12 protein-coding genes are annotated in these 16170 nt (G+C 71.0%); 11 read left to right on the top strand and 1 reads right to left on the bottom strand.

What is annotated here, in order from left to right:
• The first annotated feature begins 30 nt into the window (after nt 1-30).
• From N8I87_RS03325 to N8I87_RS03305, 5 genes are all read left to right on the top strand, one after another.
• Nucleotides 31-825, top strand: a complete 795-nt coding sequence (locus N8I87_RS03325; RefSeq protein WP_263205245.1) for a DUF427 domain-containing protein — start codon at nt 31-33, stop codon at nt 823-825.
• Nucleotides 826-1082: 257 nt separating this feature from the next.
• Nucleotides 1083-2183 (top strand): GNAT family N-acetyltransferase, encoded by a 1101-nt coding sequence (locus tag N8I87_RS03320; RefSeq protein WP_263205242.1) that lies wholly within the window; start codon nt 1083-1085, stop codon nt 2181-2183.
• Nucleotides 2184-2274: 91 nt separating this feature from the next.
• Entirely contained in the window at nt 2275-3897 is a 1623-nt protein-coding gene (locus N8I87_RS03315) for an FAD-dependent monooxygenase (protein WP_263205241.1), read from the top strand.
• Between the two features lie 115 nt (nt 3898-4012).
• The gene (locus N8I87_RS03310; RefSeq protein WP_263205239.1) at nt 4013-4843 is read left to right on the top strand and encodes a PP2C family protein-serine/threonine phosphatase; all 831 of its coding nucleotides are present in this window, start codon (nt 4013-4015) and stop codon (nt 4841-4843) included.
• Nucleotides 4844-4893: 50 nt separating this feature from the next.
• Nucleotides 4894-5928 carry an MASE1 domain-containing protein gene (locus N8I87_RS03305; protein ID WP_263205237.1) on the top strand — a complete coding sequence of 345 codons (1035 nt, stop codon included), beginning with the start codon at nt 4894-4896 and terminating at the stop codon, nt 5926-5928.
• A gap of 51 nt (nt 5929-5979) precedes the next feature.
• On the opposite strand, the gene N8I87_RS03300 is transcribed toward N8I87_RS03305, so the two are convergent.
• A complete protein-coding gene (locus tag N8I87_RS03300) occupies nt 5980-7467 on the bottom strand; it encodes a long-chain-fatty-acid--CoA ligase (RefSeq protein WP_263205235.1) in 1488 nt (495 codons plus the stop codon).
• A 150-nt stretch (nt 7468-7617) separates the two neighbouring features.
• Between N8I87_RS03300 and N8I87_RS03295 the strand changes: the two genes are divergently transcribed.
• The 6 genes from N8I87_RS03295 (at nt 7618) to N8I87_RS03270 (ending at nt 16155) form a co-directional block, all read left to right on the top strand.
• A complete protein-coding gene (locus tag N8I87_RS03295; RefSeq protein ID WP_263205233.1) occupies nt 7618-8898 on the top strand; it encodes a PucR family transcriptional regulator in 1281 nt (426 codons plus the stop codon).
• A 128-nt stretch (nt 8899-9026) separates the two neighbouring features.
• On the top strand, nt 9027-10667 hold the full coding sequence (gene pgm / locus N8I87_RS03290) for a phosphoglucomutase (alpha-D-glucose-1,6-bisphosphate-dependent) (RefSeq protein ID WP_263205232.1): 1641 nt from the start codon (nt 9027-9029) through the stop codon (nt 10665-10667).
• Between the two features lie 97 nt (nt 10668-10764).
• Nucleotides 10765-11496 (top strand): ferritin-like domain-containing protein, encoded by a 732-nt coding sequence (locus N8I87_RS03285; protein WP_263205231.1) that lies wholly within the window; start codon nt 10765-10767, stop codon nt 11494-11496.
• Between the two features lie 87 nt (nt 11497-11583).
• Nucleotides 11584-13149, top strand: coding sequence for a hypothetical protein (locus tag N8I87_RS03280; RefSeq protein ID WP_263205228.1), 1566 nt, complete (start codon nt 11584-11586; stop codon nt 13147-13149).
• A gap of 325 nt (nt 13150-13474) precedes the next feature.
• On the top strand, nt 13475-14899 hold the full coding sequence (locus N8I87_RS03275; protein ID WP_411577363.1) for an APC family permease: 1425 nt from the start codon (nt 13475-13477) through the stop codon (nt 14897-14899).
• Nucleotides 14900-14940: 41 nt separating this feature from the next.
• Nucleotides 14941-16155: an arginine deiminase gene (locus N8I87_RS03270; protein ID WP_263205224.1), complete on the top strand. Its 1215-nt coding sequence runs from the start codon at nt 14941-14943 to the stop codon at nt 16153-16155.
• Nucleotides 16156-16170 lie beyond the last annotated feature (15 nt).

Raw genomic sequence — 16170 nt, 5'->3', positions numbered from 1 at the left:
TTGCCGAAGTACGGGAAGGGAGAACGGGCCATGACCACACTCCGCACAGCGGCAACCGTCCGTGCCACCCCCGAAGGCCTTCTGTGGGAACCGAGCGAACGCTGGGTGCGTGGCAACAAGGGTGAGGTCACCGTCGTGGACAGCCGGCACCCCGTCCTGGTCTGGGAGCCCGGCCTCCCCGTGCCGCTGTACGCCTTCCCGCGCGAGGAGGTCCGTACCGACCTGCTCCGCCCGGCGAAGAACCCGCCGTCCGGCACCCACACCGGATCGCGGCTCTTCTACGACCTCGACGTGGACGGCGACCGCATGGAGAACGCGGCCTGGACGTACCCCGCGGCCGACCTGGCCGGCCACATCGCCTTCGAGTGGTCCGAGCGCACCGGCCGCGGCCTCGACCATTGGTACGAGGAGGACGAAGAGATCTTCATCCACCCTCGCGACCCGCACAAACGCGTGGACGCCCTGCCGAGCAGCCGCCATGTCGTGGTGGAGATCGACGGCACGGTCGTGGCGGACACCCGCCGCCCGGTGCTGCTGTTCGAGACGGGCCTGCCCACCCGCTACTACATCCCCCGCGAGGACGTCCGCCTCGATCTGTTCGCCCCCACCGACCACAGCACCGGCTGCCCGTACAAGGGGACGGCCGAGTACTGGTCCTGGCGCGGCGAGGTCGCCGACGTGCCGCCCAACGTCGTGTGGAGCTACCGGGATCCGCTTCCCGCGGTGGCCGTGGTCAGGGGACTCCTCGCCTTCTACAACGAAGTCGTCGACATCGTCGTGGACGGCGAGCGCCTCGAGCGTCCCGCCACGCCCTTCAGTTCCTGACATTCGCCCCGCATTCTCCCTTTGTGGGAGGCACCCTTGACAGCGTGCGTACTGTTTCGCGACGTTTGAGCCTTGCCCCGGCAATGCGGAGTCGCAGTTCCAACGAAGTGGCAGAAAGAAGTGGCAGGACGCGGATATCGCGTCATAGGGGGGAGCGGTCGCCGATGCGATCCAACAGCCATGATCCACACGCCCGGCCGGCCCGTGCCGCCGCGGTCGCGTCCGACGCGGATGCCGCGGAAGGGCGGTCGATCTGAGTGGACATCACGATCCACAGGCCGGGCGAGCTGACCGAGTCGCTGCGCCGGGACTGGCACCGGGCGATGGACGAGTCACCGGAATACGCCAACCCTTTCCTGGCACCGGAGTTCGCGATCGGAATAGGCAGGCACCGGGGCGGGGCGAGGGTGGCGGTCCTGCGCGAGGGAGGGGAGCCCGTCGGCTTCTTCCCGTACGAGCGCGACGCGTTGGGTGTCGGCCGGGCGATCGGCCTCGGTCTCTCGGACTGCCAGGCCCTGGTGCACCGCCCCGGGGTCACCTGGGACGCCCAGGACCTGCTGAGGGAATGCGGGCTGTCCATTTTCGAGTTCGACCACCTCGTCGAGGAGCAGAGACCGTTCGCGAGACATGTCACCGGTCGGTTCGCCTCGCCGGTGATCGACGTCAAGCCGGGCGACGGCGGCTATCCGGAGTGGCTGCGCGGGACCTACCCGGGGCTGGCCAAGACGACGTTGAAGAAGGAGCGCCGTCTTGGGCGTGACGTGGGCGAGGTGCGGTTCGTGTTCGACGAACGCGACCCACGGATGCTGCGCACGCTCATGCGGTGGAAGTCCGCCCAGTACCGCAGGACGGGACGGATGGACCGGTTCGCCAGAGGGTGGATCGTCGATGTGGTCGACCATCTGTTCCACGTTCGCGAGGAGCACTTCACGGGTGTGCTGTCCGTGCTGTACGCGGGCGACCGGCCGGTGGCCGCGCACTTCGGACCGCGCTCGAGCACGGTGCTCGCCGCCTGGTTCACCGCGTACGACCCGGAACTGCACTACTACTCGCCCGGCCTGATGATGCATCTGCGCACGGCCGAGGCGGCGGCCCGCAACGGGGTGACGCTCGTCGACCTGGGGCGGGGCGACAAGGAGTACAAGGACTGGCTCAAGACCCGTGAGCTGCGCGTGGGGGAGGGGTTCGCGGCCCGGACCCACCCGGTGGCCGCGGGGTACCGGCTGTGGCGCAGACCGGTACGTGGCCTGCGGAACACGGTGCTGGCCCATCCGCGGCTCCGGGAGCCGGCCGACCGGCTGCTGAAGACGGTCGGCACGCTGCGCACCTCGCGCCGCACCGGCTCCGCGCGGACGTGAGCCGGCCGGGGCGGACGCGTCAGGTGGCCGACGGACCCGCGGTGCCCGACGATGGGAGGGAAATGGATCAGGGCACCGTCGGGGAGCGCATATGGCCGACACCCATGTCCTGGTCGCGGGCGCGGGACCGGTGGGTCTGACCGCGGCGCTGGAACTGGCGCGGCGAGGCGTGGACTGCCGTCTGATCGACCGCCTGCCGAAGCGCCTGCCCCATGCCAAGGCGGTGGGCGTACAGCCGAGAACCCTGGAGATCTGGGAGCGGTCCGGTGTCGTACGAGCGGCGCTCGACGCCGCCGTGCCGCTGCGCGGGCAGCTCGTGTACGTCGACGGGGCCGAGCAGGCACGGGTCGAGCTGGCGCTGCCGCCGCAGGTGCCGTACGGCTTCGCCGCGCTGCCGCAGTACGAGACCGAGCGCGTCCTCGAGGAGCGGCTGGCCCGCCACGGCACGCGCATCGAGCGGGAGACCGAACTGGTGTCCTTCGCCCAGGACGCGGACGGGGTCACCAGCAGGCTGACCACCGCGGCCGGAGCGGACCTGGAGGTGCGCTCGCGGTTCCTGGTGGGCTGCGACGGAGCGCACAGCGTCGTACGCAAGCAACTGGGGCTGTCCTTCGAGGGCGGCGCGTTCCACGAGGAGTACATGCTGGCGGACGTCGAGCTGGACTGGGACCTGCCGGCCGGCTACACCGTGCGCTCCATGCACCGCGGCGCGGACGGGACCGTCGACGCGCTCCTGGTCTGCATCCCGCTGCCGGGGCGCTCCCGGTACCGGGTGTCGATGCCGGCCGCTCCCGAGGTCTCCGGCGGTGGGCAGCCGCGGTCGGCACCTGCGGTCGGCGTGTCCCACGGCCTGGACAGCGGTCCGCTGCCCCGGATCGAGCACATTCAGGAGGTGCTCGACCGGCTGTCGCCCCGACCGGCCGTCGCCACCGCGATGCGCTGGTCCTCGGTGTTCCGCATCAGTCACCGGATCGTCGACCGGTACGCCGACGGCCGGGTCTTCGTCGCCGGGGACGCGGCGCACATTCATCCGCCGACCGGTGCGCAGGGCATGAACACCGGCATCCAGGACGCCCACAACCTCGCCTGGAAGCTCGCCCTCGCCGTCAAGGGCATCGCGCACCCCGCGCTGCTCGACAGTTACGACGCGGAGCGCAGGCCCGTCGGGGAGGAGGTCGTGGGCCGTACGGTGCGGCACGCGGCCCAGGGCGTCCAGTCGGACCCGGACGACCTCGCCACGGTGCTGATGCGGGAGGCCCAGCTGCTGATCTCCTACCGGGGCAGCCCCCTCGTCGCGGCGGCGGCCGGACACCCCGGACCGGCCCCGGGCGACCGTGCCCCCGACTGCGGGGGACTGCGGGACCCGATCGCCGCCCATCCCCTGCGGCTGTACGACCTGCTGCGCGACCGCGACCATGTGCTGCTGCTCTACGCCGACGCCGCCGACCGGCTCACGGCCTTCGACGAACTGGCCCACGCCGCACGGGACGCGGCCCGGGGCGAGCTGATCTGCTACGGCCTGCTCGCCGCGGACGTCGAGGCGTCCGGACTGCTCCTGCCGGTGATCCACGACGACGCAGCGGACTTCCGCCGCGCCTACCGCACCGAGGGGTCCGCCGCCGTTCTGATCCGTCCGGACGGGTACATCGGGGTCAGGACGGATCCCGTCGGCAGGACCGATGTGCTGTGCGGTCTTGCGCGCGTGTTCGCATGACCCCCCACCTGCTGATTTGCTCTTTATGTTCGACATGGTCGTATGAAGGTAAAATCTAGGGGTTTATCCATACGGGACTGCTGTCTCGAGGGACTAGTGTCTCGCCGGAGTGATCATGCCCCGCAAGCGCGCAATGCCCGACGCGGACGAGCTGCTGGAAAGACTCCGGTGGCTCACCGCGCAGGCGCGCGAGCGCGCGGAGCTGCAGCGCTCCCAGGTCGAGCTGGCCATCGCCCTGCAGCGCGGCATGCTGCCCCGGGACCTGCCCACCGACCCCCGCTTCCACCTGGCCGTCCAGTACGCCCCCGCCTGCTACGGCCTGAACGTGGGCGGCGACTGGTACGACGCCTTCACGTTGCCCGACGGCCGCATCGGGCTGACCATCGGCGACGTCCAGGGCCACAACATCGAGGCGGCCGCCTTCATGGGCCAGGTCCGGGCCGGGCTGCGGGCGCTCGCCTCCGTCACCAGCGAGCCGGGCGAGCTGCTCACCCGCACGAACGACCTGCTCCTGTCCCTGGGCAGCGACCTCTTCGCCACCTGCACCTTCGTGCGGCTCGACCCGTCCACCGGGGTGCTGGAGAGTGCGCGGGCCGGCCACATCCCCTTCGTCTGGGCCACGGCGGACGGCAGGTCCGGGATCGCCGAGGACGACGGCGGACCGCCGCTCGGTATCGAGAAGGGCATGGAATACCGGGTGGCCCGCTTCCGGCTCAGCACGGGCGGAGTCTTCATCCTCCTCACGGACGGCGTCGTGGAGGGGCCCCACCTGAGCGTCGACGAGGGGCTCGACCACGTCGTACGGCTCGCCGGCGGCGCGGCCGTCGCGGGTCTGGACGCGGAGTCACTGGCCGCCGCCGTGATCAAGGGTGCCGAGCTCGTGGGGCACGAGGACGACGCGGCCGTACTCGTCGTGGGCCACGAGGGGCCCGACCTTCAGCCGTAGGACCGGTCACCGCGCTTCTCACCTCGCCGACCACGCGGCATCGGTGTCTGATGGCAGCTGTGGTGGGTACACAGGAGCTGCGCCGGACGGTCGTCTACGTCCTCAAGGTGCTGGCCGTCGCTGTCTGCTACTACGCGGCGGGGCGGCTCGGACTCCTGCGCCAGCTCGTCGTCGAAAGAGCCGTGGTCACCCCCATCTGGCCACCGACCGGCCTCGCGGTGGCCGCCCTGCTGCTCCTCGGGGTGGGCATCTGGCCCGGTATCGCGCTCGGCGCCTTCCTCGTCATCGCCTCCATCAGCCCGCCGGGCCCCGACGCGGTCGGCATCGTCGCGGGAAACACCGCCGCACCCCTGTGCGCGTACCTCATGCTGCGCCACGTCGGCTTCCGGACCGAGCTCAACCGGTTGCGGGACGGCCTCGCGCTGGTGTTCCTCGGCGCACTGGCCGCCATGCTGCTCAGCGCGACCGTCGGCGTCGGTCTCCTCGTCCTCGTGGGCAAGCTCCCCCTGCACGACTCCGGGCTCATCTGGCTCGCGTGGTGGGTGGGCGACGCGATGGGCGTCCTGATCGTCACCCCGATCCTGCTGATGCTGCACCGGATGACCTGGCCGCTGAGGATGTCGCGGTGGAAGGAGGCCCTGGTCGTCACGCTGGTCGCCGTCGGTCTCATCCCCCTGGCCACGCGCAGCTCCGTCAGCCTGCTGTTCCTGGTCTATCCGCTCCTCGTCTGGGCGGCGCTGCGCTTCAGGCTCGCGGGCAGCATCCTGTGCGCCCTCCTCACCTCGATCCTGGCCACCATCGCGGCGACGGAGCACATCGGGCCGTTCGCGCGGCTGACCCCCGTCGAAGTGATGATGAAGCTCCAGGCCTTCAACGGGACCATGGCCCTGACCGCCCTGCTCCTGTCGGCCGTGATCACCGAGCAGCGCAACACCAGACTGTCCGTGGAACAGGCCTGCCAGGAACTCGTCGAGGTGCTCGAGCATCTGACCGCGGGCGACACCCCGCCGAGCCGCGCGCCGACGGACGAAGACACAGGGGAGGCCGACACCGAGCGCCCCGAACGCCGGGAACCCCCGCCCTGACGGATCGGATCGGAGCGGGGGTCTTGCCTTTCGGCGTGCGCGGGCCGTCGCTCACGCCGTCGGCGCGGTGATCTCCCGCTTGAGGATCTTGCCGCTGGGGCCCGTCGGCAGCGTGTCCACGAGCCAGACCGATCGCGGGTACTTGTACGCCGCCACCCGGTCCTTGACGAACTCGCGCAGCTCGTCGGGCGTCGCCGCGGCGCCCTTGCGCAGGACGACCGCGGCCGCGACCTCCTCGCCGAGACGCTCGTGCGCCAGGCCCACCACGGCCGCCAGCGCGACGGCCGGGTGCTCGTGCAGGATCTCCTCTATCTCCCGCGGGTAGATGTTGTAGCCACCGCGGATGATCATGTCCTTCTTGCGGTCGACGATGTACAGATAGCCGTCCTCGTCCCGCCGGGCGAGATCGCCGCTGCGCAGCCAGCCGTCCGGGATCGCCGTCGCCGTCTCCTCGGGCAGGTTCCAGTAGCCCTTCATCAGGTTCGGTCCGCGCACGGCCAGTTCACCGACCTCGCCGGGGCCCACGTCCTGGCCCTTCTCGTCCAGCAGCCGGACCTCCACATCCAGGATCGGAGTGCCGACCGACCCCGGCTTGCGCGGCCGGTCGGGGTGGTTGAAGGAGACCACCGGGCTGGTCTCGGACATGCCGAAGCCCTCGAGCACCATGCAGCCGAAGCGCCGCTCGAAGCCGTGCAGCACCTCCACGGGCAGCGAGGCTCCGCCGGACACGCACATCCGCAGCGTCGACACGTCCGCCTCCGACGGATGCTGCAGCAGCGCCGCGTACATCGTCGGCACGCCCTCGAAGACCGTGGCCCGGTCGCGGGCGATCGCGTCCAGCACGGCCTGCGGGTCGAAGCGCGGGATCAGAGTGAGCGAGGCGCCGCTGCGCACGGCGACGCTCATCGTGCAGATCTGGCCGAAGATGTGGAACAGCGGCAGACAGCCGACGACCACGTCGTCAGATGTGATGCGCTGCACATGAACGGCGTTGACCTCGGTGTTGTGCCGCAGGCTCCCATGGGTGAGGGCGGCGCCCTTGGGGCGTCCCGTGGTGCCGGAGGTGTAGAGGAGCACGGCCACGTCGTCGGCAGCCGTCTCCGTCACCTCGGCCAGCGGCTCCTGACCGGCCAGCAGTCCGGCGAAGCGGGAGGGCTCGACGGCGATGTGCCGCACCCCGGCGGCTGCCGCGCCCTGGGCGCCCTCACCGGGTGCCTGGTGCCACTCGAACAGCAGCGCCGCCCCGGAGTCGTTCAGGTGGTACTCGGTCTCCCGGGTCTTCAGCAGCGGGTTCATCGGCACGACGATCGCCCCGGCGCGCAGCGCGCCGTAGTACAGCACGACGAACTCGGGGACGTTCGGCAGCATCAGAGCCACCCGGTCACCCGGCCGTACGCCCTCGGCCCGCAGCAGTGCCGCGGCCCGGGCGCTGCGCTCCTCCAGTTCGGCGTAGGTGATGACCTGCGTTCCCAGACGCAGCGCGGGACGCTCCGGCTGCCGCTCCGCCGTCCGTACCAAGAACTCCGCCAGATTGGGCATGCCCCGCCTCCACGAATGTCACCGTCGAAATCCGCCGTTCACGTTGACGACATGGTGCTGCCGCTGAAGGCGACGACCTATGGGAGCAGCGACAGCTTCCCTTTTGCCGCGTTGTTCCTGGGAACAAAAGCAGGGCGCTACACTGCGCCGATGGACTTCTCGGGTGTCGCCGCGGCGATTCACGCACGGCTTCCGGAACTTGGCGAGCGGCTGGCGGAGCGCATACGTTCCGACATCGACGCATACAGGGACGAATCACTCATCCCCTTCGAGTCACTGCGCCGTTCGTGCACGGCCAACGCCGACCTGGTCCTCAGGCACTTCCACCGCGCGGGCGCCCCGGACCCCGACCCCGCGCGGGAGACCGGCCGCATCCGCGCCGAGCAGGGCATGCCCCTCGCCGACACCCTGCACGCCTACCGGGTCGGCTTCGAGTTCCTGTGGTCGGAGATCGTCAAGGAGGCCGGCACCCATCCGGAGGTCCCGGACGCCGAACTGGTGGCCCGCTCCGCCGAGATCTGGTCGCTGTTCGGCCTGTACGCCGAGGCCGTGGCGGAGGCCCACCGGGAGACCACCGCCGAACTGACCCTGCAACGCGAAGCCCGCCGCTCCGCACTGGTGGAAGCGCTGTTCACCGGCGCCATCGCCGACCGCACCACCCTGTGGGAGGCCGCCCACGAACTGGGCCTGCCCGAGCGCGGACCCTACGCCGTGGTCGCCGCCGAGTCCACGGCGCCGGGTACGGAGCCGCTGGCCGGCATCGAGACCGCGCTGCGCCAGGCCCAGCTTCCGTCCGCCTGGCGGCTGTTGCCCGACCAGCAGATCGGTCTGGTCGCCCTGGCCACGCCGACGGCGGAGAGCACGGGTCTGCGCATCCTGCGCCGTACACACGCCCGCGTGGGCATCAGTCCCGGCTTCCACTCGCTGAGCGATACCCCGCAGGCCCTGCGCTTCGCCCGGTTGGCCCTGGCCGGCCTCCCGGGCACCGGGCCGGGTGTCGCGCGCTTCGACGACAACCCCCTGGCCATGGTCGTCGCGGCCGCCCCGGTGGAAGCCGCTCACCTGGTGACGGTCACCCTCGGACCCGTCCTCGACCTTCCGGCGCCGGAACGCGCCCGTCTGCTGGAGACCCTGGAGCACTGGTTCGCCGCGGCCGGTTCCGCCGCCGACGCGGCCCGGAGCCTGTTCGTCCATCCCAACACCGTCCGCTACCGGCTGCGCCGTATCGAGGAACTGACCGGCCGTTCCCTCTCGGACCCGCGAACGGCGGCGGACCTGGGCGCGGCGCTCCTCGCGGTCCGCGGCGCCACGCGGAGCGGCACGGGAGGGGAACGCGTGCCGCGGCCCAGGCAGGCGGATCCCGCCGCGTGCACGGTCAGAGCCCGAGACCAGGAGCGGTCCGCCTCCTCGGGCACGCACCCCGCACGATGAGCGACGGCCGGACACGGTCGTGCCTCCACGCGGGATCGAGCAGGTCGTGGCCCACTCGCGTTCCCCGGTCGTGACGGGGAATGATGAGACGTCGAGCGACGGATCAACCGATGCGGAGGAGCGGACCCATGCCGCACGAGCGAGCGGGCAAGCCGGCCGGTCCCGAGGACCTTGTCGACGTGGCCCGGCTGGTCACGGCGTACTACGCACTGCACCCCGACCCGGCAGAGCCCGGACAGCGAGTGGCGTTCGGCACCTCAGGACACCGCGGATCATCGCTGGCCACCGCGTTCAACGAGGACCACATCGCCGCCACCAGCCAGGCCATCTGCGAGTACCGCGACGGCCAGGGCGTCGACGGCCCCCTCTTCCTCGGAGCCGACACGCATGCGCTGTCGGAGCCCGCGAAGGTCACCGCCCTCGAGGTGTTCGCCGCGGGCGGCGTGACCGTGCTCATCGACAGCGAGGACGGCTACACCCCCACCCCGGCGGTCTCGCACGCCATCCTCACCCACAACCGGGGCCGTGACACCGGCCTCGCGGACGGCGTCGTGGTCACCCCCTCGCACAACCCGCCCGCCGACGGCGGCTTCAAGTACAACCCGCCGAACGGCGGCCCGGCAGCCTCCGAGGCGACCTCCTGGATCCAGGACCGGGCCAACCAGATCATCGCCGGCGGTCTCAAGGACGTGCGCCGCATCAGCTACCCGCGCGCGCTCGCCGCCCCCACGACCGAGCGGTACGACTTCCTCGGCGGCTATGTCTCCGACCTGCCGAGCGTGCTGGACATCGACGCGATCCGCACGGCGGGCGTGCGCATCGGCGCCGACCCGCTGGGCGGGGCGTCCGTCGCCTACTGGGGCCGTATCGCCGAACAGCACGGCCTGGATCTGACGGTGGTCAACCCGCACACCGATCCCACCTGGCGGTTCATGACGCTGGACTGGGACGGCCAGATCCGCATGGACTGCTCGTCGCCGTACGCTATGGCCTCGCTCATCGAGCGGCGCGACCGCTTCCGCATCGCCACGGGCAACGACGCCGACGCCGACCGCCATGGCATCGTCACACCGGACGCGGGTCTCATGAACCCCAACCACTATCTCGCCGTCGCGATCGCCTACCTCTACGAGCACCGCGAGCAGTGGCCCGCCGGCACGGGGATCGGCAAGACACTGGTGTCGTCCTCGATGATCGACCGTGTCGCCGCCGACCTCGGCCGTGAACTGGTCGAAGTACCCGTGGGATTCAAGTGGTTCGTCGACGGGCTGCTCGACGGGGCGCTCGGCTTCGGCGGCGAGGAGTCGGCCGGGGCGTCCTTCCTGCGCCGCGACGGCTCGGTGTGGACGACGGACAAGGACGGCATCCTCCTCGCGCTCCTCGCGTCCGAGATCACCGCCGTCACCGACCGCACGCCCTCCGAGCACTACGCCGGACTCACCGCCCGCTTCGGCCGGCCCGCGTACGCGCGCATCGACGCACCGGCCTCCCGCGAGGAGAAGGCCCTCCTCGCGAAGCTCTCCCCGGCCCAGGTCACCGCGCGGAGCCTGGCGGGGGAAGAGGTCACCGCCGTCCTCACCGAGGCTCCCGGCAACGGCGCCCCGATCGGCGGCATCAAGGTGACCACCGCCAACGCCTGGTTCGCGGCACGGCCTTCGGGCACCGAGGACGTCTACAAGATCTACGGCGAGTCCTTCCTCGGACCCGACCATCTCGCCCGGGTGCAGGAGGAGGCCAAGTCGGTGGTGCTGACGGCACTCGGCGGCTGACGCTCACCCGCCGTCCCGAGGGAACGGTTCCGTCGGCGCGCGCGTCCTCCTTGATCCGGGCACGGGAGCCGTGCTCTCACCGGCGACGGGAGGCCGCGTGCGTACGGGCGGACATGCCGACTGGACCAGGCGATTCGAGGAGGAGAGCGAACGCAGACGGGCACAGGGCGACCCGGACTGGGCGCGGGGAGCGACGCTGCACCACGCCGTGTGGGCGGGAATCCAGCGCTTCCAGGTCGGCGAGGACGGTGACGGCACCAACCTCATCGCCAAGGCCGAGGCGGCCGGGAACCCCGAATACACCGGTGCGGTACGGCTGTTCGTCGCCGAAGAACAGAACCACGCCCGTCTGCTGGCCGGCCTGCTGGCCGCCGGTGGCATGCCGACGCTCGCGGGCCACTGGAGCGACAAGGTCTTCGTACGGTTCCGGCGGCTGCTGGGGCTGCGCACGGAACTGCTGGTGCTGATGATCGCGGAGGTCGTGGCGCTGCGCTACTACCGGGCCCTGCGCGACGGCGCGGACGACGCGCTCGCCTCCGACGTGGCGGGCCGCATCCTGGCCGACGAGGAGCGCCACGTTCCCTTCCACTGCGCGCGGCTGCACGCCTCCTTCCTGGAACTGCCCCGGCCAGCGCGACGCCCCGTGACGGCCCTGTGGCAACTGCTGCTGCTCGCGGTGGCGCTCGTGGTGGCCGCCGACCACGGCGCCGGTCTGCGTCGGCTCGGCGTCGGGCGGCTGCGTTTCGTGGCCGACGTCATGGCGTCGTCGAAGGGCGTCGTCAAGGCGGTGCTGACGGCCGCGCCGCGTCCCGCGCCCGTGCCACGCTGAGAAGACGGGGCCTCTGTCGAGCACCCACCGCTGGCCGTACACTGCCAACTCACAGACATATGGGTTGTGTTGACGGGGGGAGCCCTCATGTCCGGTGATCCGTACGGCCCCAGCCATGGGTTCGTCGTGCCGCCCATGCCGTCGAGCCCGCCGCCGGCACCACCGGACGGCCTGCGGGCGGCGGCGGTCGCCCTGCTCAACCTCAGCGGCCTCGGCCTGGGCTATGCCCTTGTCCGTCGCTGGGTGCTGACGGCCGTGTGCTGCGCGGCGACGGCCGCCCTGCTGCTCGTCGCCCTGCCCGCGGATGCCGACGGCGTCCCGGGACTCGCACTCTCCGTCTACCTCGTGTTCCTCGTGCTGGCCGCCGTGCACGGCGCGTACGCCGGACTGCGCACCCGACTGGCCTGGCCCGGAAGATCGCCCCTCGCGCTGCTGCTGGGGGTGCTTCTCCTCGCCGCACCGGTCGGCGGGACGGTGCTGTACGACGACGCCCGCGACGAAGCGGTCCAGCAGCAGCTCCTCGACCGGCTCGACAAGGCGGACCGGCTGGTGGCGCAGAGCGGCCGGCGGTCCTTCGAGAGCGCGCAGTCCGACTACGGCACGGCCCTGGACGTCTACCAGGACCTCGTGGCCCACCATTCCGGCTCCCGCGCGGCCGACCGTGTCCCCGACAGCCTGAAGACCTACTACGCGACGGTCGGCGCGCCCTACGGCCACCAGCGCTACTGCGAGGCGATCGCGCCGCTGAAGTACCTGCGTACGGTGCCGCGCACGATGCCGAACGAGGAGCTCGGCGCGCTGGCCCGGTGGCCCGACGACCGGCTGGCCACCGCTCTGTACGAGTGCGGATCGAGCAGCCTGTCCTCCGGTGAGGGGGACTGGGTCACCCACTTCGGTGAGCTGCTGAGCACGTTCCCCCGGTCCGAGCAGACGACGAAGATCGCGCCAGCCGTCGACTCCGCGGTGTCCGGCACGGCGAAGAACGTGCGCGGCTCCGACCCCTGTGCCGCCGTCGAGGAGCTGCGCGGCCTGAACACCCGGATCACCGACCTCTCGGGGAGCGCGGGCGACGCCGCCGACGATCTGACGAAGAGTGCCGACCGGGCGGGCCGGAGCGCCGACTCGGGGGAGTACGCCTGCGGAGTCGACCAGTACAAGGACGGCGACTTCGAGGCGGCGCAGAAGACCATGGACGAGTTCGTCGCCGACCACAAGAACGACAAGAACCGGGAGCGCGCGAAGAAGATCTCCATCGCCGCCGAGGTCGCCCAGACGCTGCCGGCCGCCGGGAAGCGGCTGCCCACCACCGCCTCCGGCGGCAGCATCTCCGTCACGGTCAAGAACGACAGCCCCGACCCCATCACCGTCTACTACACCGGCCCGGTCACCGGCAGCTTCTCGCTCAAGGCCTGCGGCAGCTGCAAGGCCTACTCCTTCGCCAGCTCGCTCACGATCGGATTCAAGCCCTGCAGCGACAGCGGCAAGCACTACCCACAGCGCACGATCAGCCTGCCGCCCGGCACCACGTACTTCGTGCACAAGCCGCAGGGCACCAGCACGGCGACCCCCGCCTCCGACACCGCCAAGCTCCGCTCCGGCTACCTCTACACGGAGTGCGCCTACACGAAGCAGACCCTCGGCGGCAGCTACTGATCCCTGGACCGCGGATCCGGCTACGGGCAGGCGGCCGGCCGCGCCGGTGGCCCCGGCGGCCTCGATCACGGCGGCGCCGGCCCTTCGGCGCCGTACCGGCCGCGCGCTCACCTGGGGCTGAGTGGCTCCGGCACAAGAGGACCATCGGACCTCTTGCGGGCCATCCGGCCGCTGTCCGCACCTCTGCGCGCCACAGAAGCATGGCTGACGGGCCGACCCCTCCATAACGGTCCGCACAAGGAGCACAGCCATGGCCAGTACCACGCGCAGAGGAGACCGAGCGGCGCCCACAACCGCCCTCGGTCTGCCGGCCGCGTCCGCGCTCGTGATCGGCAGCATCATCGGTACCGGAGTGTTCGCCCTCCCCTCCGCCCTCGCCCCTTATGGCCCCATTTCCCTCGTCGCCTTCGTCGTCGTGACCCTCGGCGCCCTCGCGCTGGCACACACCTTCGGAGCCCTGTCGAAGCGCGTCCCGGCGAGCGGCGGACCGTACGTCTATGCCCGCGAGGCCTTCGGTGAGTTCGCCGGGTTCCTCAACGCCTGGTCCTACTGGATCACGGCATGGGCCGGGAACGCGGCGATCGTGGTGGCCTGGGTCGGCTATGTCGAGGTGTTCGTCAACACCAGCCATAAAACCGGCATATCGGTACTCATCGCGCTGGTCGGGCTGTGGATCCCGGCCGCGATCAACCTCACCGGTGTGCGCAACATCGGCGCCTTCCAGGTGATCACGACCGTGCTGAAGTTCGTCCCGCTGGTCTTCATGGCGACCGTCGGGCTGATCTTCATCGACGCCGGCAACTTCGGCGCCTTCAACGCCAGCGGCCAGTCGGCGCTCGGCGCGATCTCCGCGGCCGGGGCCATCGCCCTGTTCAGCTACCTCGGCCTGGAAGCGGCCTCGGTGGTTGCCGGGCGGGTCCGTGAGCCGGGACGCAATGTGCCGCGCGCCACCGTGTACGGCACGCTCGCCTGCGCCGTCATCTACATCCTCGGCACCCTCGCGGTGTTCGGCACCGTCTCGCACGCCGACCTGGGCTCCTCCACCGCGCCCTTCACCGACGCCGCGAACAACATCTTCGGCGGCACCTGGGCCGGTGACATCGTCGCCGCGGCCGCCATCGTCTCCGGCATCGGCGCCCTGAACGGCTGGACCATGCTGTGCGCGGAGATGCCGTACGCCGCCGCCCGCGACGGCCTCTTCCCCGGCGTCTTCGCCAGGCTGCGCGGTGAGAGCGGGGTCCCGGCCTTCGGCATCATCGCCTCCACCGTGCTGGCCTCGCTGATCACCGTGTTCAGCTACACGCGCTTCGAGGACGTCTTCACGAAGATCGTGCTGCTGAGCGTGCTCACCGCCGTGATCCCCTACCTGTTCTCCGCCGCCGCCCAGCTGTACTGGCTGCTCGTGCGCGGCCGCGACAGCCTCAGCCCCCGCCGGCTGGCCCGCGACATCACCGTCGCCTCGCTCGCCCTCGCCTTCTCGTACTGGTCGATCCAGGGCAGCGGCTACCAGACCGTCTACTACGGCCTGTTCGTCCTGCTGCTCGGAATCCCGGTCTACGTCTGGCTCAAGCGGGGCCAGGGCAGCTACGGCGAGCCGACGGCCCCCCAGGCCGTGGCGATCCCGGCCCAGGAAACCCAGGAGGACCGGGCACCCGAGACGCCCCTGCCCACCCAGCGGATCGCCCGCGGGCTCCGGACGAACCGTACCGCCGGCACCCGCAGGCGCAACGGCCTCGGCCACCACGACTGACCGACCCACAGCACAGAACCACAGCACGAAGGAACTCCTACATGAACACCTTCCACGTCGACTCCGAGGTCGGTCCCCTGCGCCAGGTGATCCTGCACCGTCCCGGCCTCGAACTCTCGCGCCTCACCCCGCGCAACGTCGACGCCCTGCTCTTCGACGACATCCTGTGGGCCAGACGCGCCCGCGAAGAGCACGACGCCTTCGCCCAGGTCCTCAGGGACTACGGCGCACGCGTCCACTACTTCTCCGACCTGCTGGCCCAGACCCTCGACATCCCCGAGGCCCGCGACTGGCTCCTCGACCGGGCCATCACCACGGCCACCGTCGGCCCGGCGCTGATCGACGCGGTGCGCGGGCTGTGCGCCGACCTCGACGGGGAGACCCTGGCCGGCTATCTCATCGGCGGGCTCCTCATGAGCGATCTGCCGATCGCCGCCCCGCACAGCCTCGTCTGGAACGCCCTCGACGCGGACGACTTCGCGCTCACCCCGCTGCCCAACCATCTCTTCTCGCGCGACAACTCGTGCTGGATGTACGACCGTCTGTCGGTCAACCCGATGGCCAAGAGCGCCCGCCGACGCGAGAGCCTGCACGCCGAGGCCATCTACCGCTTCCACCCCAGGTTCGCCGGCAACATCAAGGAACCGATCCTCAACGGCACGGTGGGCACCCTCGAGGGCGGTGACGTCCACGTCCTCGGCAACGGGGCCGTCATGGTCGGCATGAGCGAGCGCACCACCGCCCAGGCGGTGGAGAACCTGGCCACACGGCTCTTCGCCACCGGCACGGCCAGACGGCTGATCGCCGTCCAACTGCCCTCCGCACGCGCGTACATGCACCTCGACACGGTCCTCACCATGGTCGACCGCGACGCCTTCACCATCTATCCCGGCCTCGCCGACTCCCTGCGCTCGTGGACGCTCACGCCCAGTGAAACGCGCGAGGCCGGCTTCGACGTCGCGGCGAACTCCGACCTCGGGACCGCCCTCGCCGAAGCCCTCGACCTGGACAAGGTCCGCATGCTCTGCGCGCCCCAGGACATCCGCAACGCCGAGCGCGAGCAGTGGGACGACGGCAACAACTTCCTCGCGATCGCCCCCGGCGTCGTCGTCGGCTACGAGCGCAACGTCACCACCAACACCTATCTGCGCAAACAGGGCATCGAGATCGTCACCATCGCCGGCGGTGAACTCGGCCGCGGCCGCGGCGGCCCGCGCTGCATGAGCTGCCCCATCGAACGAGACCCGGCCGTCTGATCGAGCACCGATCGA

The organism is Streptomyces sp. HUAS 15-9 (assembly GCF_025642155.1).
GTDB lineage: Bacteria > Actinomycetota > Actinomycetes > Streptomycetales > Streptomycetaceae > Streptomyces.
This window is presented reverse-complemented; position numbering and strand designations above follow the sequence as displayed.

What these genes read in the sequence shown, in the direction of transcription:
- N8I87_RS03300 (WP_263205235.1), bottom strand. Translation starts at nt 7,467, where the DNA reads ATGCCCAATCTGGCGGAGTTCTTGGTACGGACGGCGGAGCGGCAGCCG.
- N8I87_RS03295 (WP_263205233.1), top strand. Translation starts at nt 7,618, where the DNA reads ATGGACTTCTCGGGTGTCGCCGCGGCGATTCACGCACGGCTTCCGGAA.
- N8I87_RS03305 (WP_263205237.1), top strand. Translation starts at nt 4,894, where the DNA reads ATGGCAGCTGTGGTGGGTACACAGGAGCTGCGCCGGACGGTCGTCTAC.
- N8I87_RS03270 (WP_263205224.1), top strand. Translation starts at nt 14,941, where the DNA reads ATGAACACCTTCCACGTCGACTCCGAGGTCGGTCCCCTGCGCCAGGTG.
- N8I87_RS03310 (WP_263205239.1), top strand. Translation starts at nt 4,013, where the DNA reads ATGCCCCGCAAGCGCGCAATGCCCGACGCGGACGAGCTGCTGGAAAGA.
- N8I87_RS03315 (WP_263205241.1), top strand. Translation starts at nt 2,275, where the DNA reads ATGGCCGACACCCATGTCCTGGTCGCGGGCGCGGGACCGGTGGGTCTG.
- N8I87_RS03325 (WP_263205245.1), top strand. Translation starts at nt 31, where the DNA reads ATGACCACACTCCGCACAGCGGCAACCGTCCGTGCCACCCCCGAAGGC.
- pgm (WP_263205232.1), top strand. Translation starts at nt 9,027, where the DNA reads ATGCCGCACGAGCGAGCGGGCAAGCCGGCCGGTCCCGAGGACCTTGTC.
- N8I87_RS03280 (WP_263205228.1), top strand. Translation starts at nt 11,584, where the DNA reads ATGTCCGGTGATCCGTACGGCCCCAGCCATGGGTTCGTCGTGCCGCCC.